At 33.0% G+C, this 23,093-nt stretch carries 23 protein-coding genes; 1 reads left to right on the forward strand and 22 read right to left on the reverse strand.

Translation table 11 applies throughout. The features are described from left to right. The first annotated feature begins 183 nt into the window (after positions 1 to 183). Positions 184 to 1,614 carry a capsule assembly Wzi family protein gene (locus tag U0R10_RS06765; protein WP_377983199.1) on the forward strand — a complete coding sequence of 477 codons (1,431 nt, stop codon included), beginning with the start codon at positions 184 to 186 and terminating at the stop codon, positions 1,612 to 1,614. Here the strand turns inward: U0R10_RS06765 and U0R10_RS06770 are convergent. From U0R10_RS06770 to U0R10_RS06875, 22 genes are all read right to left on the reverse strand, one after another. Continuing rightward, on the reverse strand, positions 1,611 to 2,492 hold the full coding sequence (locus U0R10_RS06770; RefSeq protein ID WP_377983200.1) for an NAD-dependent epimerase/dehydratase family protein: 882 nt from the start codon (positions 2,490 to 2,492) through the stop codon (positions 1,611 to 1,613). The two genes, U0R10_RS06765 and U0R10_RS06770, sit on opposite strands and share 4 nt — an antisense overlap. An 11-nt stretch (positions 2,493 to 2,503) precedes the next feature. Continuing rightward, the gene (locus U0R10_RS06775) at positions 2,504 to 3,247 is read right to left on the reverse strand and encodes a glycosyltransferase family 2 protein (protein WP_377983201.1); all 744 of its coding nucleotides are present in this window, start codon (positions 3,245 to 3,247) and stop codon (positions 2,504 to 2,506) included. Beyond that, positions 3,244 to 4,227: a glycosyltransferase family 4 protein gene (locus U0R10_RS06780; RefSeq protein ID WP_377983202.1), complete on the reverse strand. Its 984-nt coding sequence runs from the start codon at positions 4,225 to 4,227 to the stop codon at positions 3,244 to 3,246. Before U0R10_RS06780 ends, U0R10_RS06775 begins: the two co-directional genes overlap by 4 nt. A gap of 84 nt (positions 4,228 to 4,311) precedes the next feature. Continuing rightward, a complete protein-coding gene (locus U0R10_RS06785; RefSeq protein WP_377983203.1) occupies positions 4,312 to 5,070 on the reverse strand; it encodes a class I SAM-dependent methyltransferase in 759 nt (252 codons plus the stop codon). Between the two features lie 4 nt (positions 5,071 to 5,074). Further along, positions 5,075 to 6,223 carry a glycosyltransferase gene (locus U0R10_RS06790; RefSeq protein WP_377983204.1) on the reverse strand — a complete coding sequence of 383 codons (1,149 nt, stop codon included), beginning with the start codon at positions 6,221 to 6,223 and terminating at the stop codon, positions 5,075 to 5,077. Continuing rightward, positions 6,213 to 7,250, reverse strand: coding sequence for a glycosyltransferase (locus tag U0R10_RS06795; protein WP_377983205.1), 1,038 nt, complete (start codon positions 7,248 to 7,250; stop codon positions 6,213 to 6,215). The genes U0R10_RS06790 and U0R10_RS06795 overlap by 11 nt, the downstream gene beginning before the upstream one ends. A gap of 7 nt (positions 7,251 to 7,257) precedes the next feature. Further along, entirely contained in the window at positions 7,258 to 8,118 is an 861-nt protein-coding gene (locus U0R10_RS06800) for a glucosamine inositolphosphorylceramide transferase family protein (RefSeq protein ID WP_377983206.1), read from the reverse strand. Then, on the reverse strand, positions 8,111 to 9,268 hold the full coding sequence (locus tag U0R10_RS06805; protein WP_377983207.1) for a hypothetical protein: 1,158 nt from the start codon (positions 9,266 to 9,268) through the stop codon (positions 8,111 to 8,113). Before U0R10_RS06805 ends, U0R10_RS06800 begins: the two co-directional genes overlap by 8 nt. Position 9,269: 1 nt before the next feature. Beyond that, positions 9,270 to 10,529: a hypothetical protein gene (locus U0R10_RS06810; RefSeq protein ID WP_377983208.1), complete on the reverse strand. Its 1,260-nt coding sequence runs from the start codon at positions 10,527 to 10,529 to the stop codon at positions 9,270 to 9,272. Positions 10,530 to 10,535: 6 nt separating this feature from the next. Continuing rightward, positions 10,536 to 11,768, reverse strand: a complete 1,233-nt coding sequence (locus U0R10_RS06815) for an N-acetyl sugar amidotransferase (protein ID WP_377983209.1) — start codon at positions 11,766 to 11,768, stop codon at positions 10,536 to 10,538. Positions 11,769 to 11,772: 4 nt separating this feature from the next. After that, positions 11,773 to 12,432, reverse strand: a complete 660-nt coding sequence (gene hisH, locus U0R10_RS06820) for an imidazole glycerol phosphate synthase subunit HisH (protein ID WP_377983210.1) — start codon at positions 12,430 to 12,432, stop codon at positions 11,773 to 11,775. Between the two features lie 2 nt (positions 12,433 to 12,434). Then, positions 12,435 to 13,286: an imidazole glycerol phosphate synthase subunit HisF gene (gene hisF / locus U0R10_RS06825; RefSeq protein ID WP_377983211.1), complete on the reverse strand. Its 852-nt coding sequence runs from the start codon at positions 13,284 to 13,286 to the stop codon at positions 12,435 to 12,437. Further along, a complete protein-coding gene (locus U0R10_RS06830) occupies positions 13,280 to 13,969 on the reverse strand; it encodes an acylneuraminate cytidylyltransferase family protein (RefSeq protein WP_377983212.1) in 690 nt (229 codons plus the stop codon). The genes hisF and U0R10_RS06830 overlap by 7 nt, the downstream gene beginning before the upstream one ends. Beyond that, positions 13,966 to 15,015: a nucleotidyltransferase family protein gene (locus U0R10_RS06835; RefSeq protein ID WP_377983213.1), complete on the reverse strand. Its 1,050-nt coding sequence runs from the start codon at positions 15,013 to 15,015 to the stop codon at positions 13,966 to 13,968. The genes U0R10_RS06830 and U0R10_RS06835 overlap by 4 nt, the downstream gene beginning before the upstream one ends. Continuing rightward, positions 15,002 to 16,108, reverse strand: a complete 1,107-nt coding sequence (neuC, locus tag U0R10_RS06840; RefSeq protein WP_377983214.1) for a UDP-N-acetylglucosamine 2-epimerase — start codon at positions 16,106 to 16,108, stop codon at positions 15,002 to 15,004. Before neuC ends, U0R10_RS06835 begins: the two co-directional genes overlap by 14 nt. Next, positions 16,105 to 17,133 carry an N-acetylneuraminate synthase gene (neuB, locus tag U0R10_RS06845; RefSeq protein WP_377983215.1) on the reverse strand — a complete coding sequence of 343 codons (1,029 nt, stop codon included), beginning with the start codon at positions 17,131 to 17,133 and terminating at the stop codon, positions 16,105 to 16,107. The genes neuC and neuB overlap by 4 nt, the downstream gene beginning before the upstream one ends. Next, entirely contained in the window at positions 17,130 to 17,756 is a 627-nt protein-coding gene (locus U0R10_RS06850; protein WP_377983216.1) for an acetyltransferase, read from the reverse strand. The genes neuB and U0R10_RS06850 overlap by 4 nt, the downstream gene beginning before the upstream one ends. Beyond that, positions 17,746 to 18,891, reverse strand: a complete 1,146-nt coding sequence (locus U0R10_RS06855; protein ID WP_377983217.1) for a LegC family aminotransferase — start codon at positions 18,889 to 18,891, stop codon at positions 17,746 to 17,748. Before U0R10_RS06855 ends, U0R10_RS06850 begins: the two co-directional genes overlap by 11 nt. Before the next feature lie 2 nt (positions 18,892 to 18,893). Next, a complete protein-coding gene (locus U0R10_RS06860) occupies positions 18,894 to 19,883 on the reverse strand; it encodes an NAD-dependent 4,6-dehydratase LegB (protein WP_377983218.1) in 990 nt (329 codons plus the stop codon). A gap of 1 nt (position 19,884) precedes the next feature. Next, positions 19,885 to 20,838 (reverse strand): Gfo/Idh/MocA family protein, encoded by a 954-nt coding sequence (locus U0R10_RS06865; RefSeq protein ID WP_377983219.1) that lies wholly within the window; start codon positions 20,836 to 20,838, stop codon positions 19,885 to 19,887. 8 nt (positions 20,839 to 20,846) lie between these two features. Continuing rightward, positions 20,847 to 21,860, reverse strand: a complete 1,014-nt coding sequence (locus U0R10_RS06870) for a Gfo/Idh/MocA family protein (RefSeq protein WP_377983220.1) — start codon at positions 21,858 to 21,860, stop codon at positions 20,847 to 20,849. Positions 21,861 to 21,866: 6 nt separating this feature from the next. After that, positions 21,867 to 23,093, reverse strand: a complete 1,227-nt coding sequence (locus U0R10_RS06875; RefSeq protein ID WP_377983221.1) for a hypothetical protein — start codon at positions 23,091 to 23,093, stop codon at positions 21,867 to 21,869.

Here is a 23,093-nt window from a genome sequence, read left to right on the forward strand (position 1 = left end):
TTGCCCGTAGGGTAACGGGACTGCAAAAATAGGAGAAATTTTAGTTAATCCCAATTGGGCCCAGAAAAATTGTTAAAAAAGATGGAAATCGCCATTCGAGGATAAACATCCAGCCGTTCGCTAAACACCGTTTGATAAATTCAGATAAAACTCCGTACTTTTACCTTGTTACCCAAATTCAAGATGACATTAAGTATCTTACTTACCTTCTTCAGCTCGCTGATAGTTTCACCTGATACAAGTATTCATACCACAGTTGAAGCTCAAGCCATCGTTTCAGATGCAGGTGTCACGCCCTTCTGGATGCGCAGTTTGCAATATGGTTCTGTACCCATGGAAAACCCAGGCTTAGTATTGCGCGCTTGGAATGGTAAGAACTATAATCTCAAGAAAAAGTACGATTGGAAATATGAGGTCGAAGCAACCGGGTGGACGGGCAAACGGAATGATTTCTGGCTAACACAAGCTTACCTCAGTGGAAGATGGAGAAAGTGGGAACTTTGGGCAGGTAGAAGAAAAGAGGTATATGGATTGGGAGATACGACAATGACTAGCGGATTCTATGCTTGGTCAGGTAATGCGGTACCAATGCCAAAAATCCAACTTGGAACGCGTGATTACTTGAATTTTGCCAAAGGATGGCTCGGAGTGCACATGACCTATTCGCATGGTTGGTTTGATAATCAGGGACCAACTATCAATGCTTATTTACATCAAAAATCCTTATATGGTAGATTAGGTAAACCAAATGCACATATAAATCTTTTTGGGGGACTAAATCATCAGGTATTTTGGGGAGGAGAAGCCAAAGAAAAAGGTGGCCAATTTGATTATTACCCCTCAAGTCTAAATGCCTACTTTTATGTAGTCACAGCATTAAAAGATCGAACAATTGTCTCTACAGATAAAAATACGTCCTGGTATGATGCATTAAATCAATATGGGAATCACTTAGGATCGATTGATTTAGCAATACAAATAAAGCCCAATTGGGGGAAAATTCTACTTTACAAACAGACTGCCTATGAAACAGGAAGAGTTGCTTCGTTAACTACTTCAGATGATGGAATTTGGGGGGCTTCTGTGCAATTAAAAAATCATGGCTTATTTGAACATATTGCCATTGAATATTTAAGTACAGCAAATCAAGGACTGTATGTTGCGAGCCTTGCCAAAGTCCTTGGACTTACCGATACCCATTATCCTGAAACGGAAAACTACTTTAACAATGGTGCTAGTGGTGGGTGGGCCTATTGGAAAAAAGGGATTGGCACTCCTATAATTGTAATCGATGCAGAAACGCGTCAAGGAGGTACTACTTCTTTCCGATATAATGCGCTTAAATCCTTTTATCTTGCGGTTCGAGGTCGATTACCTGCCGAAATTAATTGGATGATGCGACTATCCCAATCGAAACATGGTTATATTCAGGATGGGACGAATTACCCTAGTTCAAGATTTATTTCATACATCCCACAGCTTTCAGCTTCACTGAAGCTAGAAAAAATATTTATGACACGTTTGATAACTAATATTGTTATTGGACTTGATCAAGGGGAGCAAATTAATAACTCGATCGGCGGCCAACTAGGTTTAAAGTATTCAATTAACTAAATCTTAAAATTTTCAAGCACTGACCTTGGTGTCCATCCGAATTTTTCTCTTGCCAAAGAGTCATCAAATGTTAAATTTGAAGTAATCTTAATCAGTTTATCTGAATTTAAAGGAGCATTTGTTCCAAATAAATCACCAATCCGAGCCATTAACATTGCTAGTACGAAGGGGATAGAACATATTCCCTTTCTATTTAATTGCCGAGCAATTACATGGCTAAGTTGATAGAAGGTTGGGTGTTCCCCATCTGTTAAATGAAATATCCCTCCAATACGCGAAGCAGGTAAAATAAATTTAGCTACATCTCCTGCTAATACCATACTTTTTTTTGCCTGACCGCCTGATACATTTACGTAAAAACCCCTTTTAATCGCATAAACCATGGATCCTAAGTTCCCAGGCGGTTTAGGCCCAACGACCAGTGGAAGTCTTAAAATAGTACAACAAACCTGATGATATTGGCACCATTCCATAATTTCAGCCTCAGCTTGTATTTTACTCATCCCGTATTCATCAGTCGCAAGAACGGGACATTTTTCACTTAGATACTCGCCTTCAATTCGTCCATAAACTGAAACACTGCTAATAAATACAAAATAATTGGGTGGTGATTTACTCAGACCCTTTAATAAATTACGTGTCCCCTGGACATTTACTTCAAAAAAATTTCCAAAAGCGGTATGGGCTAAACCAGCATTATGAATAACTAAATCAAAACGATGAGAAAATTTGGGGACATTTTGCGACAAATCAAGAATATGGTCTCCAGGTGAAATTCGATTCAGAATCTCAAGTTCTTCAGAAATGTATTCATCCCGAATATATTTACCTAAAAATCCTGAAGATCCTGTAAGCAGAACGCGTTTTTTATCACTCATATCTGCTTAATTTAAAAAAATTGTAAGATTTTATTCAAAATCCGAATAGGTAAAAAATAATAAGGGGACTTCAGTCCATTTATCTCCCAAGCTTTCAGTATTTCAATATTCTGCTTAAATATATTGCCAAAACTTAAGTTTGTTGCGCCACCTAATCTCATTTTTACAGTATACTTGTCTAAATAGTGCGCCCTTAAATTTTGAATTTTTAAGGTTCGCAACATAAATTCATAGTCTGCAGCCAACTTAAATCTAGTATTAAATAAGCCTATCTTATCTAACAGATCTGTTTTAATAAAAAAAGTGGGGTGTGGCGGAACATGGCCAAATTCAAAAAACCGGTTAAAATATTTTTTTGACTTCCACTTTCTAACAATTATACTCGGATCCTCTCGTTTGACATAAAAGAGATTCGCATAGACGACGTCAGCATTGTAATCTATAAATGCCTGAACAATATTCTCAATCACATGGCTTTCCAGTAAAAGATCATCCGAATTAATAAATCCAACAATATCACCAGTTGCAATTCTTAGCCCCTTGTTCATGGCATCATAAATACCGTAATCCTTTTCAGAAATAAATTTCGATATACACCTTTCGTTAGCAAGCAATTCCTTAGTACCATCCGTAGAATTCCCATCGATTACAATATATTCAATATCACCAAGAATAGACTGTGATTTAACCGTATCTATCGTTTCTTGGATAGTTTCAATGGAATTAAAGGAAACAGTAATTAGCGAAACCTTCATTCTGTAAATATTTGAAATAATTTGCGCTTATGCGTTTCTAAACTATAGGGCTTATATAATTGATACATTTCAGACTTAAGATTTATCGAAAAGTTATCAACTAAGTCGTTGATTCGATTAACAATGGAACTTATGTTGCCTGGCTCAATAAAATATGGATAATTATTACCCAATACCTCTGTAATATATCCGACAGGAGAAATCAATATTGGTTTTGCTAGGCTGAGTGATTCGAGCAATACTAATGGCAACCCTTCATTATATGAAGGTAGTATTAAAGCGTCTGCTCTTTGAATTGCCTTAAATTTATCCATTCCTTGAACAGGATTACCCACTTGAACATACGGATTATTTTTGACTAAATCCTGTAGTCTCTCTTTCGAAATCTCATTCGAATAGTTCCCCACTAATTCAAAAAAAACAGGTGCACTTCGCTTCTCATTTACAATACTAATTGCATCTATTAAATCTAAAAGACCTTTTTTCTCTAAAAAATTACTTAAAAAAAGAAATGAAAAGTTTTTACTATTAGGCATTGAATTTAAATCAGGGACTAATTCCTTTTCAACACAATTCGGAAGATAAGAAACATTGTAAATGTCCATTCCATTCAATTCAGTAACCTGCATTTCAGATAAGACTATGAATTGGTCAACTAGATTAGTGAGCAGTTTAAAAAGGTAGCGATTTTTAAAGCGCTCCAAAAAACAACTAAGATCACTTCGATGTATATGCAAATAAACTCGACCGTTTAAGTTTAATAATTTATAACTTAAAACAATCAGAAGGTTTTTAAGCATTCCAAAGAAGGAAAGATATAATACCCCATAGTACACTGCATATCTTTTGCGAAATAATTGACGCAAAAAATTCAGAAAAGCTCGAATAAATGCAATTTGTTTCCCCAAAGAAACTTGACCATGATACTTTAAGTCTGCAAATTCCTCTACTTTCGTTATATGGTATCGCCCTTCCAACATTTCTAGATTAATCGTACTAGAAATACTTGAGCCGTGAATAGTTCGTGGTGAAAGTTCTCCGAAAAAAAGAAGGCCAGGGCGCACTTAATTTTTTTTATGTGCTAAAACGACTGTATTAAGATAGAAATAACTGTCTGAATTTTTCCGAGAAAAAAAATCAATAATTATACCTAATAAATTAAATGGAGAAATCAATAATATTGTAAATAATCCTTTCAATAATTTGTTATTCGGAAATACAACCCTCCACAAATAAGTAATGAACAATTGGAGAACGGAGGCAAAATATGAAGTTGATTTTCGAGATTCAAGAATTTCAAACCCATTATTTTGAAGGAGATTTTTTATTCCAATTTCTGTATATCTCACATTATCATATGGCCTCCAATGCTCTTCCCAAACAAATGGAACAGTTATTAATAATTTTCCGCCTGGTTTTAATATCCGATTAAATTCACAAAGAATCTGATTGGGATCTGGCAGCAACTCAAATGTTTCTGAACTAAATATATTATCAATTGTATAATCCTCAATTGGAATCGTTACACCATCATAAAACAAATCCGCAAATACATTATTCTTTAATTTGTCACTATGATCCAAATCTAATCCAATATAGCTAAATGAATTAGTAAATAGATTCTGGTAAGGTTTTCTTCCGCAGCCAAAATCCAATAATGAGCCTTGAATTTTTAAAGCTAAGATTGAAATATTGTTAAATAAATCACGTCTAATAAAATAACTAGGATTAATAAAAATAGATAAAATTGTGGGCTCAAATTGGGCCTTGTAATAATTCTTTTTAAGGATTTCAAATGTTGATTTGAAAAGTGCAATAATCATATTTTTAACTTAATATCTTTTGAAGGAAAAAAGAGGTGTTTTTTTCAGTTGTGATCACTCTTTGAGGTTTTGGCTTATGGATACTTCCAGCAATTATTTTTCTAATTACAGTTGACAAACTTCCTCCAATTCTGGCATCATAAAATGTACTACGCTCTTCAATCAATTTACTTACATTATCAGATTCAAAAACAATTTTATCTGAATTTTTTTTGGGTAAAATATTTAATAAACCCCAATAACATGATTCGATTGTTGTCCTCCCAATGCAAAATCGATCATCGCCTCTTATATTAAAATCTGAAATATTATACACTTGCTCGACTTCGCCAACCTGGCCAATAAAAAAAATACGGCTATCGCCATTTACCAATTTTTTCAAATAAGTGAAATATTCCTTTTCATGATAACCTCCAGCAATTACAAGGCAGCAGTTACTATTATTAATTTTTATAAATTCTTTAATCACATAATCGACCCCTTTTATTGGAATTAATGCTCCGACTATGCAAAAAACAAACTTATAATTTCCCCTAATTTCTGATAGCTCAAAATCCAATTTTATAATTTCCTTTTTTTGGTAAGGATTTAATAACTTCCAACCGTTTGATTTATAAATAAAAGGCATACTATTAAATGTAGTATCATCTATAGCAAAATATTTACTTGCACAATTAGACATCCAACTTGGATAATGAATATAATCGCGAATATGCTGACTAACATTCCCCTTTTTAGACTTAAGAGCTTTCCCGGTTAAATATAAGTGCGAATTATTTATATGAACAAAATCATAACCAATTAATAAATTATTAATTGTTGTCCTAAAAAAGGGCTCAATCATGTTTGTACTTATAAATCGAATAAATGATTTAATTGAAAGTCTCTCAATTGGAAAAGTTACATATGGTATCCAAGCTTCTTTTATTTGCGATGTCTCTATTTCAAAGAATTTAGCAATTACCAATATATCAGCAGTGGAATTATTTCTCCAAGGCAAAAATGATTTGCGTAAGATTACATCAAATTTAATTGACGGATTTGCGTCTTTGATTTCGTTTAATAAAAATTTCAAACTAGTCTCAGCTCCATAAAATGCCCCTTCCCTATGAGAGACTGACGTAATAAATGCAACTTTTATTTCATTCTGCATCCTTTAATTTCTCAACTAAATGCGAATATTTATTAATCTGCTTGAAGGAACATGAAGAAATATTCCCAACCAACTTAGAATAATTAGACCTGCTGGAAATTAATCCGAATTTCATAATTAGATCATCTAAATTTCCTGATTTGAATACAAGGCCTAAATCAAATTTTTCAATTAAATCTTCTCGACATCCAACCATATCAGAAATTAAAACAGGTAGTTGAAAATGAAGTGCCTCTTCAATTGCTAAACACCAAACTTCTGATACTGATGGAACTATTAGTATTTGATTATTTTTATAATAATACTCGAGCTCTGTACTATTTACATATCCTACGAGTTCCACGTTATCGATTTGATTATCTAAAATTCTAGCCTTTAAGCTATCTTCCAAAGGCCCAGAGCCAACAATTTGAAAGTGAAAATTGCTGAAATTTTCAGCCAAATCTAGAATCATTGTGACACCTTTTTCTTCAGAAAGCCTGCCTACATAGAGTATATTGGTAATTTCCTCAACAATTTCTCTATTTACCATTGCTAAATTAAACCAATTATGCCATCCAACCCCCCCAGTAATATATACCTCTTTTCTGAATCCCAGTTTTTCTGAAAGATTCTGATGTGGAATACCGGGCGCAAATACTAAATCAACTTTACTCAAAAACAAAAACTTTAAAAACCCGTTTATTCCTGTATACTTTGATTCATAAATAGTTGATTCAAATATCATTGAAACATATTTTGGCCTAATTAAAAAAACAATCACCCAATATTCAAAATAATCCCATCCAGGTATACAGACCTTTTCTTTAAATAATTTTCTATGCCTATATAATGTTACTAATCGACTAAAATTTGAATTAGATTCATACTGTTTATTTAATGAAGTTACACGGGAATTAAGCGTATAATAATCCTTATTCCTTATTGAAGAGTGTTCAAATAGGGAAACCAAATTTATACCCGAACAATCAGAAAATGGTTTAAAAAAATAGCTAGTTGGGAAATCATTAAGTATTGTTACTCCCATAGAAATACTAATTTATATTAATGAATTTTATTTCCTTTCCGAGAGAATCGAGATTCAGTCTTTTGAGAATTACATTTTTAGAAAAATGCGTATAGGATTTTAAACAAAAATCAATGCACCATGAATGACCATTAATATCAAAATGGTGCGATAATTCTGTATTAATTTTGCTAAGTATGGAGGGTGGTGTCTTAATATTATTTAAAATTGAAACAGAATTATACTTTGAATTTTCTTCAAAAAATAAACCTCCACCATAAAAAGTCTCGCTAGATTGTGCTGGCCTATATCCATTTAAATTAATTTTGCCCGCAGCCCTATAATCAGAAAGTTTTTTACATTTAAATGAGTCATAAATAAACTCCCCATTCAAAAATTTCGACAAATCAATTTTTTGAGCAACGGTGATTCCATCAGAATTGCCTGAACCTGTATACCATGATAAATAATTCGACTGACCATCTGAGTAAATAACCGGGTCTACAAAATGGCCTTCACTTAAATCAAGTTTCTTAATTATTTTAAGATTCGGAATATCCAATTTATAGAGTAAAAGTTTTTCTATCTCCGAAGATTCAGGAAGAATATAAAATTCACCCTCTACAAAATAAGGAGCAGGAAAAGAAAGGTGAAAATCCTCAGAAATCAATACTTTTTTTGAGACGAATAATTCGTTTGTAGAAAATCCAGTAATTGTTATGGATATTAATTCCCCTTTTTTCTTAAACCGATCAAACTCCTCTGCTAAAACTACGAGTTTATTTTCCTCTGAAATTAAAATAAAAGGATCTGCCAAATATTTCCAAATTGGATTTTCAACTATAAAAAGTCTATCATAATGTGAAACCAACAATGAAAATTTATGCATTTGTACCTTTATTCAATTTTGTATTTTGAGTAACCCAAAACAAAAATAAAGTGAATGGAATTAAATAAGATCTATACCCAAATTGAGATATAAATACCAATAAAATGATAAAATAAATAAATGACATTCGAATTGATTTATAGAGGAATATTAAGGCTCCAAATAAACCAAATAACCCCAATTCAAATAAAACATCTACGTAGAAGTTAGTAGTTGTTTGAGCGTATTCAGCTAAATCCAATTGAGGAGTAAATTTGAGTAGAGAAAAGATTCCATTCCCTAAAATTAAAGACTCTGGAGTCTCATTTAATAAATAGGTGAGAGTTAAAGCTGGGGCGACATTTCGATAATCCTTTCTGAAAAATAATTTATCAATAAGTTCAAATTGACTATAACCGATATAAATTATACTAAAAATGAAAACAGAAACAACAACCAATTTAATGAGAATTGGAATTGATCTAGAAAAAATAAACCAATAACCTAAGAGCAAAATGACAAAAACATAACCTGAACCTGAATTACTTAAAAACAAGGATGCCAGGACAATCAAAATACTCCAAAACTTGTTCGATTGCTTGTTTATTGAATAAAAAAGAAATAGAGAATAAAAGTATGCCCACCCCGAAGGTTCGATGAATAAAGATGTCGACCTAGAGGCCTCTAAAATTTTATTATCTTCCCCAGCAACAAAATATTTAGTACGAGCAAACTCAAAATCAATTATTCCAAAATATTGCAGAATTCCTATAATTAAACAAATGAATATAAACCAGCTAAATATAGATTTAAAGTTTTCAAGTTTCAAAGATTGCAAATTTGAAAAGAATAAGCCTGAATTAATGATTAAGAATATGAAGCTAATATATGAGAGTAAAATTGAAGAACTTATATCATTTTGCCCTAATAACAACCCAGACAAAGAAAACCCAACAGAAAATAAAATCAACAACCAATAATAATTCAAAAAAACACCATTCTTGTTTGCAATCGAAATTTTAAGCCCAAAATAGAAAAACAATAATTGCAATAAATAAAAAAATGCTCTTGCAATAGGACTTACAAACAAAATTGAACCCGGCAAGAATGCCAACAAAAAAAGTTGAATTATATAAATATTTGAAAACCATTCTTTGGAAACTTTTGCCATTTCAATTTTTTCTAACAATCGAAATTACCAAATCTAAGAAATTTTCAAATTCAGAACCCTTATTAACTATTTGCGTATTTAAATCCTCGAAATTTTTCTTAATCCAATCATTTAGTGTACTTAGTTCGACAATCTCTGCGTTTCCCTCCTTAATTTGATTAGAAAAATAGTCATATAGCATCTTGGAGTTACTATTAAACAACCCTGTTTTAATATTAAAATAAGACGCCTCAATCGTACAAGCACTATGGGAGGTTAAATGTAATTGCATTTTACTAAGTACAATTGGCAAAGGCATATCTGTAGCCCAATCCCAATTTATATTATAAAAACCATTAAAAGACCGGCACAAATTTTCAAATATTTCCCCTTTGCCTAGATTTAGTATTTGTATTGGATGTATCCGAATAAACCAATTATAAATATTACTTGTTTCCTTCACTATTTGTACTAACTGTTGAGGCATGCCTAAAATTGCACCTTGTATATTCTGCTCTTCTGCCCCCCATTGTAAAGTTATCAAAATACTAAATTTTCCATTTTCGGTTAATTTTATACTTTCAATGTTTGAAAAACTGTTGACTACAGTATCATTTTCACTTTTGTTTAAGAATCTATTTAACCATGGATTTCCGATTACAGTTGAAGAAACAAAATTTTTACAATTCTTATCAACCCAATTTTTACTATTTTGATCCCAACATAAAATGGATGTGGGCCATCCTTCTTGATTAATCCTTTCTCGACATTGTAAACCATAATAGCCCTCATCTGAAAGTATCCCATGTTGCAAATCGAAGATTGGGATATTCTTATTTTTCGCAATTAAACACAGCTCAATTTCAGGCTGGATTCCAATAATCAATTTAGGTCGAACTTTGGATAAAATATTAGCCCACATGCCTCCCATAATGGCATTACCAGCTTGGGAATTTCGCAACAATTTGGAATAAATATTTTTGACTAATCGCGCTCGAAAATATAAACCATTTATTGAATGAACATTACCAAAAGCATCATCCCCAAAAATAATTGCTGGGGGCGATGCAATAGTAAGAGTATTAATATTTAATGAAAATAGCTTTTCATTTAATGTATCAACTAAGTGGGAATATCTTTTATTTTCAATTAAAATGGTTCGACTCGAGTCCCCACAAATGAAAAGAACCTCTGAATGTATTAGATTTTTCTTTTCATTGACTGAAAATAAATATTTAACAAAATTAAATACCTTGATTAAATCTTTTAAAAATGCACTCACTACCAACTAATCATCTAACCCGTTTTTAGAAACGGTATGTCTTAATTGCCAATTACCTAATTCGTCCTTCCCCCACAAATGAGGCGACCTAAATTTATCAGTCAATTTTGTTTTAAAATAATCCGGATCTATATCTAAGTATTCCATAACCTCATTAAAATAGCGATCTGGAAATTCCCCATCAAACTTATTTACTAAAGCTATTCCATCTTCGCGGGTAAGATGTTTATTTCTTATTTCTTGAGAGGCATCATATGTTGCTCGACCAATCCCAAACTTAATAAATGTAGTATAATAGTGTAGATCATCAATTTTATCATCTATACTATTGTATTTACTATATGTACCTTGAGTTCTAAATGGCCTAGCTTTAAATCCTGTATTCTCTACAGCATAATAGTAAACCTCTTGAGGTGTCCATTTCAAGTAATATCCTAAATAGTGAACCTCAATTTCTGATTTTTCAAGTTCTTTTGCATCAGCAGGCAAAAAGCTCATTAAATCATTTTGAGAGACATTATACTTTTCTTTTAGTTCTCTAATTGATACTCCACCTAAGTATATCTCATCTAAGTTATTAAAACTATAATAAGACTTATCTCGCAAAGATGTATTATTATCTGCGATTGGATTACCATACTCGGCTTCATTTTCACCATAAAAAATTAGTTTTATGCCATATCTACTTGCAATTTTTGGTGCCAAATTTTTTTGACCTAACATAAAAGTCTGAAATGGATGATATAAGTTTTCTATAGATAACTTAGTCAACAATTTCATTACTTGACCATTTCGATTAAATGAAATGTTATCAAAACCCGAGTCAATCCAATTTTTCCAGTTCTGATATCCATACTCAGTATATAAAATTGGTGGCCATGTGCATGTCAATGGATTCATGCCATATTTATATTTTAGCACATGTGCTTGATAAGCACTATCCTTTCCTCCACTTCCTGGAACTAAGCAATCATAGCTACCATCTTTAGACCGGTATTTATCTAGAAGCTTTAATAATTCCTCCTCTCTCATACCCCAATTAATAGAGTCTTTTTGTTCCCCAGTTCTGCAAGCATCACAGATACCTTCATCGTCGAAATTCAACGTTACTTTTTTACTGTCTTTTGTGTGTTTAAATTCCACCGCTGAAGCTGGCCTTTGATTACTCATCACACATTTTTTGCAAAATTTGACTTCTTGAGGAAGTCCAAAAAAAGCTTCTCTTAATTCTTGTCCCATATTATTATTTGATATTATTTAATTCTGCCCACCTTTTATATATTTCCAAGCCTTTTTCTCCACTTTTCTCTGGATGAAACTGACAAGCAAAAATATTTTCTTTTAAAATACTTGATACATATTCACAAGAGCCATATGTAGTATATGTTAGCCCAACATTTTCCTCTGGCTGCACATAATATGAATGTACAAAATACATGTATTCTGCATTTTCGGTAGAGCCCAAAGGTGTTTTTTTCCATGTTAAACTTTTCCCTTCATAAATTTGATTCCAAGCTATTTGGGGGACTTTATATACTATCTCATCTATGGTCTGATTGGGAAATTTCTTTACTTTACCTTTTATTATATCTAAACCAGTACATTCCCCAAACTCCTCACTTGAACTAAAAAGCAATTGCAAGCCTAAACAAATTCCCAAAAAAGGCTTACCTTCATTTATTGCACTTTTAATTGGGTCAATTAACCCAAGTTGATCTAAATTATTCATTGCATCTTTAAATGATCCAACGCCAGGCAATACCAGCGCATCTGAATTTTTTATCTCTTCAGGGTTTGAGCTAATAATTATATGTAACCCGATATTCTCTAAAGCCTGTTTTACACTAAATAAATTACCTAGCTTATAATCGACGATACAAATAGTTTTATTATTGATAGTCATATTTATTTTCTCGTTGGAATTTTCGCCGTGATTAGCCCCTCTCTTAATCTAATCAAATCTGTAGGTAAAATGTGCTTAGGGGTTTTTCCGCTTGCCATAAAGGAAGTATTACCTTCTATTTGATAATCTTCATTTGAATCTTCTATATGTTTCATGGCAGCGTAATGTAAAATGGATGCCACTGCGACTGCATCAGCTTTGCCCTCCTTTACAGCCTTCACTACATCAAGAGAATCCTTCGCTCCGCCATGTGCGATTACAGGAATATTGACATTTGAAGCTATTTTATTTATTAAATCAATATCAAACCCCTCTCCTGTACCTTCTTTATCAACAGAGGTGATTACTATTTCTCCTGCACCCAATTCTTCTACTTGTTTTGCCCATGAAATAGCCTCCAGACCAGAATACTCTCTTCCATTATCTGTAAAGACATAGTAATTCCCATCTCTTTCTTTAATTACTTCAAGTGCTACGACAATTGTTGAAGATCCAAATTTAGTTGCAGCTTGCCTCACAAATTCAGGATTTTTTACTGCAGCGGTATTTATTGCTACTTTATCTGCCCCAGAACGTAATGCATTGTTTATATCCTCAATAGTTCTTAAACCTCCTCCAACTGTTAATGGTATAAATATCTCTTTTGCAGTTTTTGTAATTATACTTTGCAAACTATTTCGATCATATAGGCTTGCGACTGTATCTTGAAAAAACAGCTCATCTGCTCCATTTTCATAATAATATTTAGCAAAAACTTCTGGCTTGCCTAAAACTCGAAGACCTTCTAAATGAATACCCTTAACTAAATTCGGGCCTTTTATATCTAACCTTGGTATTAACCTTACATTTAACATGCTTTAATATTTATTCCTATTAACTCTGCTATTTGCCAATCATACATAGTGTCAATATCATGTGAGCTCATCTCATCCATAACATACTTTCTGATTTTCTTAATCCCATTCGCCCCCCCTTTTTTTAAACTTTCCAAATTATAAATGTAAATGGCTCCATTTAATTCAAATACAGGAGGACAATCTTGCCTTCTAGTAAAATTGTTTGGCTTTGACTTTATCAAAAATCCATTTTTATCTTCTTCCATCAAATTAAAATACGGACTCGATTTGGATTCTTTTACAGATACAACTAAATCACAAGATCGATCAAAAAGAGCCAATGCCTCAAGAATATGTTTTCCTTTGCGAAAAGGAGAAGTTGGTTGTAATAAAATCAATACATCTGGATTAGAATTAATTGACTCCAAATATGCGATTTCATGTTGAATGACCTCAAAACTACTCGCAACATCTGTTGCTAATTCTGCTGGACGAATATATGGTACTTTAAGGCCTAAGTTAGAAACAACATTAATTATTTGAACTTCATCAGATGAAACATGAATATCCACATCAGAACAAATTTCCCGAGCCGCATCAATTGTATGCTGAATTAATGGCTTGCCGTTTAATACTTTAATATTTTTACCCGGAACACCCTTTGAGCCTCCTCTTGCGGGTATAAGCACGACTAATTTCATTTTAAATTAATTAAATGGATGTCTCTTTGCGCCTTTTCGTAATCATCAGGCTTGCCAATGTCTAACCAATACCCATTCAAAGGATAGGAAATTACTTTATTACCATTTTCGATTAAGCGCTCCATCAGGTCAGTTGCATTAAAAAAACCTGCATAAGGAATCAAATTTAAAACTTCTTTTTTTAAGAGATAAATTCCACCATTGGAATAATATGTATAACTAGGTTTTTCTTTAAAACTAAGAATTTCATTCCCATTTGTTTCAAGTACAGCATAAGGAATGTCAACTTTGTATGGAATCGTTACAACGGCAAAGTCTGCCCCCGATTCAATGAATTTCAAGTAAAAATCTTCGTAATCTAAATTTGTTAATATATCAGAATTCGTAATTAGAATGCAATTATGTTTAAAATTATCTATTAAAGAGACCGAGCCAATCGTCCCCAATGGTTCTTTTTCCCAGATATAATCAACATTAAAATTTTTATCCTCCCCTTTCCCAATTGCACTGACAATTTGATCGCCTAGATAATTGACGCTAATCCAAAAATCGTCAATACCATAATAAAGTAATCTATCCAAATTGTGAGAAATTATAGCCTTTTCTCCGACTTTTAAAAGGGGTTTAGGTGTTATATCTGTCAATGGTTTAAGCCTCGCACCTCTTCCTCCCGCCATGATTACAACATCAAGAGGTAAGTAAGATTTTACTTGACTAAAATTGATAACATTTATTACAACATCATTTTCATCAAGAATCGGAATAATTTTAAATAAATTATTCCTGAGGTATATAACTTGATTTACATCAAAATCTGTTTTCCTAATAAACCTTGGCTTTGTTTGTAAAATTTCATTTACAGATCTATTTACATCCAAACCTTTTATTAATGCTCTTCTTACATCACCATCAGTTAGAGACCCTAATAATCTATCATCTTTGTCAACTATGAAAATAAAAGCATCTTCGGCTAACTTATCCATTATTCTCAAAGCTTCTAAAATAGATGTGCCTTCAGCAACCAAATGTTCCTTATAGTGCCTCATTAATTTTTTTTAGTTCTAAAACTATTTTTTCGACTGCATTACTCTTTTTATAAATATTTTCTCCCAAATAAGAATCTTCAATCAAAGCTTGTTGAAACCCTTCTAAAATGTTTTCAAAACCAACATTAATAACGTTACCACTCTGAGCCCTCCCTTTTTGACGATCCCCGATATTTAATACAAATTTACCCAATGATGCTGCTTCAATTATACCGCTTGAGGTGTTACCAACCAACAGCTTGGCATATTTCATGGCTGAAAAATAATTCTTTTTCCCAAAGCTTTCTACCAAAAGAACTTTGCCATCAAAAATTTGATTAAACTCTATAAATGAAGACCTTATGCGAGAGCCCGCAGCATCTGCGTTGGGCATAGTAATTATTATATTATATTTTTTTATAACTACTTCAAACGCATCAATTAACGCTTTGAGTTGTATCTCTAAGTCCAAATTATTTACTGTCTCTGGATGAAAGGTGACTAATATATATTCCCCATTGGGGAATTTATAACTATCTCTCAATTCTTTCTCCGGGGTAAATTCAAATTCTTCTATACCATCTAAACTGATTGATCCTACACAAAATATTCCATCTTTTTTACCTATTAATTCCTCAACCTTTTCTGCAAAAATAGAAGTAGAAACAAAATGATATTTTGAAGCAAGCGTAATTTGATGTCTAAAAATATTATCTAAAGCACCTAAAGTAGTTTCACCACCATGAATGTGAGCAAATTTAATATTTGCTAATAATCCTGCTTGAACAGCGGCGGTCATTTCAAACCTATCTCCTAAACATATTACAATATCGTAAGAATTTACTGCCCAATAATCAGCAAATTTTAATACGGTAATACCAAAAGAAGTGGTAATAGACGGAATATCATCCGACCCCAATAGACAGGGAATGGTATCAATTTTACATGTGTATTTTGCCTTGATTTCACGTATTGTATCTCCGTAAATTGGGGAACAATGCATACCAAAAGCAATAATTGTTAAATCAAAAAATGAATCTTCAATAATCTGATCTAACAAAGATTGATAAATACCAAAGTCTGCACGAGAGCTAGTTAATACACCTATTCTCACTTTATATCCTCTAAATTTAAAATCTCATTTGCTATTTTGCCAATGAGTAATTCTTTCCCTATCACCCGCTCAATATCCATTGGTGAAATACCATTTCCTGGACGAAGTGAAATTAAATCATTTTCGCTTATTATATGCCCCTTAGGCAAATCGTGTTTTAAATGTAAACTTTTACGCGCTATGGTAATATTTTTTTCCTCACTAGGACTTATCTCTTTAATCCCACTTCCAGAAATTGCAAGTTCTATATTCCTAATTGATTGAACCATCTTCTTTAATTCTGACGGTTCAAGTGATGCTTTATGATCAGGCCCAGGTAGTAATCTATTCAAGGTAAAATGCTTTTCAATAATCTTTGCTCCTAAGGCAACCGCTGCAATTGGAACCTCTATCCCTAGCGTATGATCAGAATACCCAATTGAAATTTTAAATATATCTTTAATCTGATTCATTGCCTTCAGATTTACATGATTCATGGGTGTAGGATATTCTGTATTACAATGTAAAACAGTAATTAGTGACTTCGAAATACCGTATTTTTCAAACACTCCAATCGCGGCACTAATCTCGTCTAAATTTGCCATACCAGTAGAAATTACTATTGGCTTTCCCATTTTTGCCATTTTAATCAAATATGGCAGATTCGTTAATTCCCCGGACGGCGATTTGAAAAAATCGATTCCTAATGTATTCAAAAATTCTAATCCTTCAAGATCAAAAGCCGTTGACAAAAACTTAATATTATATTTTTTACATTCATCAATTAAAATATAATGATCTTCAACAGATAACTCTAATGCCTTCAGCATTTCAAATTGAGAAGTACTTTCTCCATTAGCTGAATTTTGTAATTGATATTCAGCCTTTTGAGCTGATTTACTTACTAATTTGTCAGCTTTAAATGTTTGAAATTTTACATAATCAGCTCCCGCTAATGCGGCTTGTTTTACTAATTCTTTAGCTAATTCAATGTCCCCATTGTGATTAACACCAGCTTCCGCGATAATAATTACATGTTTGTTCATAACTCTCTTGCAGGATTTCCAACGACCTTCTGGCCATCTGAAATATTTTTAATAACAACACATCCGGCACCAACTATCACATCTTTCCCTATGGAAACTCCTTGAATAATTGTCGCGTTAGCTCCAATAAAACTCCGATCCCCAATTGAAACATTTCCCGCAAGTACAGCTCCTGGTCCAACGTGCACAAAATTACCAATCACACATTCATGCTCAATAATAGACGACGAGTTAACAATTACACCTTTGCCAAGCGTTGAAAGTGTGCCAACAATTGCCCTTTTTAAAATTACACTTCCGTTTCCGATTTGAGCATAAGATGAAACCTCCGCCTTTGGATCAATTATTGTAGATATTTTAGCCCCATTATTTTTTAATGTACTATAAATGTTTTCTCTTATTCGGTTATCCCCAACGCCCATTATAAATTCGCACGAATTAAAATACGTATTTAATTTTTCATCCTTTTCGTTACCTAGGAAATCCAAATTAAATGGATTAAAATTCTTCTCTGCAACATCACAATATCCTAACAGTTTTTCACCTGAATCTTGCGAAGCTTCAGCCACAACAAATCCATGTCCAGAATACCCTACTAAAATTTTTCCCTTTTTATATAACACTACTAGGAATATTTACAATTCTACTTTCCAAAAATTCTGCATTTTTTTGACTATCTCGGTAATTATCTGAGTACATAGGTAATCTATACATTAATTGCCAAATTGGCCTAGTCATTATCCCTAATGAATTTGATTCTTTCAGGAATAAATCTCGATCATTCTTATTTTCTAATTCTATGCACATTAACCAATAATTTGCTCTGGCATTCTCAGACTCTTTTCTGAATTTAATTCCTTGTTTATTAAAAAAAGAATCATACTGTTCCGCTAATTTGCGCTTACTTTCGATAAATCCTTTCAATTGTTCCAATTGAGCACAAGCAAGCGCCGCATTCAGATTAGGCATCCGAAAATTATAGCCAACCTCATCATGAGCATATTCAAAAGGATGTGGAATTTTTGCAGTGGTAGTTAAATGTTTTGCATAAGCACCATATTCAACATTTTTAGAAACAATCGCACCACCACCACCAGCAGTGACAATTTTATTACCATTAAAAGAAAATACACCTAATTCACCAAAACTTCCAGTTGGTTTACCATCATAGAGTGATCCAAGTGATTCCGCCGCATCTTCAACAAGTGGTATATTCCATTGATTACAGATTTGAATCAATTCATTTAAATGTACCGGAAAACCAAAAGTGTGCATGGGCAAACAAGCAGAAATTTTACGTCCTGTTTTTTTATTAAAACACTTTCCATCTCTTAATTCACCAAACTCTAATAAAAAATTATTAACAGAATTAGGAGATAAACCCATTGTATCTAAATCAACGTCAATGAAAACAGGTGTTGCTCCATTATAACTAATTGCATTTGTTGTAGCAACAAAAGTTAATGCTTGTGTAATAACTTCATCCCCCTGATTAACGCCGGCAATTTTTAAAGCAACTTGCAAAGCTGCTGTTCCATTTACAACAGCAACTCCTCTTTCAGTTTCAGAAATTGAGGCAATCATTGTCTCAAATTTATCTACATAAGCCCCTACGGAAGACACAAAAGTCGAATCAATAGCATTGTTAACAAATAATTTTTCATTTCCTCTAAACCTCGGTTCGTGTAAGGGAATTACATCACTACCTCCGTAAATATTACGAATGAATTCAAATGTTTCTACATTACTGAATTTCATATTTACAAATTATATATTTCAGGCTTATACTTTTGCAGATTCTCAGATAAGGAGAACCAAGCGATTGTTTCTTCGATTCCTGAGCTTAAGCTTATTCCAGGAGACCAATTAGTAAATTGCTTTAACTTTTCATTTGAGCCGAATAAACGAAATACTTCACTATTTTGAGGCCTAATTCTATTTTCGTCGGAAACTAAACGTGCTTGAGGATTTATTTGATTGATAATCTCCTGGGCTAGATTACCTATTGAAATTTCATTTTGCGTAGCAATATTTATCTCATGACCAATCAAATCATCGCAATTAGCAATTTCAATAAATCCTTTCGCAGTATCTTTAACAAATACCAAATCTCTGGTAGGAGTAAGATCTCCCAATTTAATTTCCTCGAAACCGGCCAATAATTGCGAAATTATGGTAGGAATTACAGCTCTTGCAGATTGTCTTGGTCCATATGTATTAAATGGCCGAACTATGGTAATGGGCAAATTGAAACTTCTAAAAAATGAATCAGCAATTGCATCAGCCCCTATCTTAGAAGCTGAGTAGGGTGATTGGCCTTGCTTTGGATGAAGTTCAGTTATTGGCACAAATTGAGCAGTTCCATAGACCTCAGAGGTCGACGTAATCAATATTCTTTCAACTTGACAATCTCTTGCAGCTTGTAAGATATTTAAGGTCCCTTTAACATTCGTATCAATATAACTATCAGGTGAATGATAGCTAAAAGGAATTGCAATGAGGGCTGCTAAGTGAAAAACAATATCAATACCTTCCATAGCTGTCCTAACTCCATTAGGATCTCGAATATCTCCAGTAAAAATCTCTATTTGTTCTAATAATTCTTTTGAAAATGTATCCAACCATCCCCAAGAATTGAATGAATTATAACAACAAAATGCCTTTACCTGAAAACCACTTTGAACCAACAATTCAACCAAATGGCTTCCAATGAAACCATCTGCACCTGTAACTAAAACTTTTTTATTCATCTTAATAATTATATATACTATGCGTAATCTTCATTGCCTCATACGCATCTTCCAAGGTAGGCAAATCAGAAATATAATCGCTCTTCAATATCGAATCTACAACCTTCTGAGCCTGAAGTCGTAAGCCTGGTTTAAACTCTAAATCCCAAGGATTAACTGGCAATTCTATTGAATTCCGATTTCTATACTCTTGAACATGTGATTTTTCAAGGGGTTTCATTTCGTAGCGCTTGGATTGGGTATTGACAACAACAGACCATGGACCTGGAGCATTCCAAAAAGCCTGATAAATTCCGATATCACCCGATTTAAATGTAAGTTTAGCGTGTACGAAAAAGGGAGAATTTGCATCATATGGTTCTATAATTTCAGTCTTCACAAGTTCTCCTCGCGCAAAAAGTTGAAAATAATCAATTATATGAATTGAATTAGCATACATCCAATTTTTTGTAACTAGTTCAGGTTGACCTGCCGCCAATGCAGAATTAGGATCTTCTTGGTCCTGAATCAAAATAATTCTTGGCTCATTCGATTCACTAATTAATTTCTGCACCTCCAAAGTGCTGCTATAATGTCTACGATTTAAAGCAACAAATACTTTAGAGGCGTTTTTATGGGCTAATTCAAGAATCTCCTTGGCATCAGCTAAATTATAACCTGCAGGTTTTTCAATTAAGCACGTCCAAGAAAACTGGAATGCTTCCTGAACAACTCCATTCAATGCGAGCTCTGGAACAGAAATAACAACCAAATCAGGCTTACTATTCAGAAACATTTCTGTGATGGAATCATATACATGCATGATTCCATATGTATTCGCTAATCCAATTGACTTTGATTTTGTTCGGCTATATATCCCTACTAAATCAACATCAATTATATCCTTAAAAGATTTTAAATGTTCTGTGGTCATATAACCAGCCCCAACAAATGCTACTCTACATTTTTTCCCCATATTACTTTTTATGCCCAAGGATACTCCTGGTCTAAATTATTACATTGATCAATCTTTACAGGTAAACCACCCTTTGAAACTGACTCGTAAGCTGCAACGAGTACTTTTACCGCCAATAACCCATCCTCGCCAGTTACTGAATCTTCATCTGAAATTAATGCCTTAAGTACAGCCGCTGTTGAATCAATCACCTCTACCGCTTTTATTTTATCAGTTAATGCGTCTGCAGGCATTCCGTATCTAGTAGTTGGTAAGTCCCAATATTCAGATTTTCGTACTTCTGATTTTAGTTCTCCTGTTAATTCATTTACTAATATGAAACCGTTTCTTCCAAAATAATTGACAATAATACCATGGCCCTGTTCATCACCAATTTCCATATATAAAACTTTCCCACTACGTGTCGTAACGCGAATAGAACCAGCCCGATCCTCAAATCTCTCCCCACGCGGATTACTCACTTTTCCCTCAGAGAACCAAGCAGTAACCTCATAAGGAATTTCATCTGTCATATAACGGAAAGCTTCAAAATAATGGATTGCATTCATAGAAAATCCGAAATTTCCCGCAATTACAGTCATACTTTTCATACCTCCAAAAGCTTCAGAAGTTAACATAGATTTAGGTATCCGATATTGATCAAGAAATCTCATCTGATGATTGATAGCCAATTTTGTTCCATGACTAGCACAGACATTTATCATATGTAGACATTTGGCAACTGAAGTTGCCATAGGCTTTTCGACTAAAATATAGCTTACTCCTTTTGAAGCAAATAAACATGTAATCGATTCATGTGAATCTGCAGTGGTTGAAATAATTGCACAATCAGGAACACCATAAACAAAGAGGTCTTCCAAATTAGTTGTTAATATTTCATCTGAGAGTTGATATTCATCTTTTGCAATCTCTAACGACTCACGACTTATATCATGCAATCCAACCAATTCATATCCCAAATTTTTTACAACTTGAATATGCCTTCTTCCCATTCTTCCTGAACCAACAATTATACATTTCATGACTTCTTATTTTTTATCTACTACTGATAATAGCATCTCATTCAAATTTTTACCTGACGATTTATAATAACTATGATTCTCTAAATTCTGATCATTTTGCGATAAACGCTTTCCTTTTGCCAAGGTCATAATTTCACTGAATTGATCTATGGTATTAACTTCACTAACCATAGAAAGCCCTGAATATTCTGTATAAGGGAGACCATAAATACAAAAGTTTATTACATGTTTATTCTCCCTGAGTGCAAATCGAATTGTAGCCGATTGGCTCGCAATAAAATATTCACACCTTTTTAATAACGTATGAATTGGCTCATTAGAAACGTGAATTCGTTTAGACAACTTAAATCTCAAAAAATAGTCAGTTGGAATTCGCGGATGCAAAGAAATTTGTACGTCTATTTCCAATAATGAAAAAAGATCTAAATGAAATTCGATCATTTGATCATACGAATCAAACATGCCAGAATTAATATGGTCAGGAGGTACTGACCAAACAAACAAATTTGGAATGACACTTGCATTCTCTGATTCGTCTAATGCATAAATTCGAATCTTACTACTAGGTACACCCGATTTTACATAATAATCACGTTCAAATTCACTATTCACAAATACAAAATCAGAATTTCCGCCACAAATTACCCAAGGATCTCGTGGTGAAATTCGTAATAATGTTTGTATTAAAAAATGTGGACTACTAGGGAAAAGATAAGAACGGTTCCCTTTATTTCTAATCCATTTATTGAAGAATAAATTTCTAAAAAAAAGGGGCAATTTATTCTTCAATTCCAAATTATAACCTAATTCTGAAACCGCATAAAGCACTTCCTCTTGATTACACATTGAAAAAGGGAAGACAATAGTTTTGATCTTCAATTTTGAACTTATCGAAACGACAAAATTAGATTTATAAGTATTATCACACCCGAGTAAAATCAAATCGGGGGCAAGCATACTTATTTCTAAATATAATTTGTTTAAATATGTCCTTGTCGAAATAAAATCAGATACGAATCTACCGCCAACTAGCTTTAAAATTTTCCTTAATATTTGATTTATACCGTTCTTTTCAGTGTTAATAACCTCTGAAAAAGGTTTACTATTCTTGAAGTTTGAAAGATCTAATAATTGAATTTCAAAAATATCTTTATTTAATTCAACCGAAAGTTGCTCTAAGAACTGCTTTTCAGTCGCTAAATAATTATAACATACTAAAACTTTAGTTTTCAA

Source organism: Aquirufa avitistagni, assembly GCF_042715545.1.
GTDB lineage: Bacteria > Bacteroidota > Bacteroidia > Cytophagales > Spirosomataceae > Aquirufa > Aquirufa avitistagni.

Bases quoted from the DNA above. Each gene is read 5' to 3' on its own strand.
- U0R10_RS06765 (WP_377983199.1), top strand. From the start codon at position 184: ATGACATTAAGTATCTTACTTACCTTCTTCAGCTCGCTGATAGTTTCA.
- U0R10_RS06770 (WP_377983200.1), bottom strand. From the start codon at position 2,492: ATGAGTGATAAAAAACGCGTTCTGCTTACAGGATCTTCAGGATTTTTA.
- U0R10_RS06775 (WP_377983201.1), bottom strand. From the start codon at position 3,247: ATGAAGGTTTCGCTAATTACTGTTTCCTTTAATTCCATTGAAACTATC.
- U0R10_RS06780 (WP_377983202.1), bottom strand. From the start codon at position 4,227: ATGTTGGAAGGGCGATACCATATAACGAAAGTAGAGGAATTTGCAGAC.
- U0R10_RS06785 (WP_377983203.1), bottom strand. From the start codon at position 5,070: ATGATTATTGCACTTTTCAAATCAACATTTGAAATCCTTAAAAAGAAT.
- U0R10_RS06790 (WP_377983204.1), bottom strand. From the start codon at position 6,223: ATGCAGAATGAAATAAAAGTTGCATTTATTACGTCAGTCTCTCATAGG.
- U0R10_RS06795 (WP_377983205.1), bottom strand. From the start codon at position 7,250: ATGGGAGTAACAATACTTAATGATTTCCCAACTAGCTATTTTTTTAAA.
- U0R10_RS06800 (WP_377983206.1), bottom strand. From the start codon at position 8,118: ATGCATAAATTTTCATTGTTGGTTTCACATTATGATAGACTTTTTATA.
- U0R10_RS06805 (WP_377983207.1), bottom strand. From the start codon at position 9,268: ATGGCAAAAGTTTCCAAAGAATGGTTTTCAAATATTTATATAATTCAA.
- U0R10_RS06815 (WP_377983209.1), bottom strand. From the start codon at position 11,768: ATGGGACAAGAATTAAGAGAAGCTTTTTTTGGACTTCCTCAAGAAGTC.
- hisH (WP_377983210.1), bottom strand. From the start codon at position 12,432: ATGACTATCAATAATAAAACTATTTGTATCGTCGATTATAAGCTAGGT.
- hisF (WP_377983211.1), bottom strand. From the start codon at position 13,286: ATGTTAAATGTAAGGTTAATACCAAGGTTAGATATAAAAGGCCCGAAT.
- U0R10_RS06830 (WP_377983212.1), bottom strand. From the start codon at position 13,969: ATGAAATTAGTCGTGCTTATACCCGCAAGAGGAGGCTCAAAGGGTGTT.
- U0R10_RS06835 (WP_377983213.1), bottom strand. From the start codon at position 15,015: ATGAGGCACTATAAGGAACATTTGGTTGCTGAAGGCACATCTATTTTA.
- neuB (WP_377983215.1), bottom strand. From the start codon at position 17,133: ATGAACAAACATGTAATTATTATCGCGGAAGCTGGTGTTAATCACAAT.
- U0R10_RS06855 (WP_377983217.1), bottom strand. From the start codon at position 18,891: ATGAAATTCAGTAATGTAGAAACATTTGAATTCATTCGTAATATTTAC.
- U0R10_RS06860 (WP_377983218.1), bottom strand. From the start codon at position 19,883: ATGAATAAAAAAGTTTTAGTTACAGGTGCAGATGGTTTCATTGGAAGC.
- U0R10_RS06865 (WP_377983219.1), bottom strand. From the start codon at position 20,838: ATGGGGAAAAAATGTAGAGTAGCATTTGTTGGGGCTGGTTATATGACC.
- U0R10_RS06870 (WP_377983220.1), bottom strand. From the start codon at position 21,860: ATGAAATGTATAATTGTTGGTTCAGGAAGAATGGGAAGAAGGCATATT.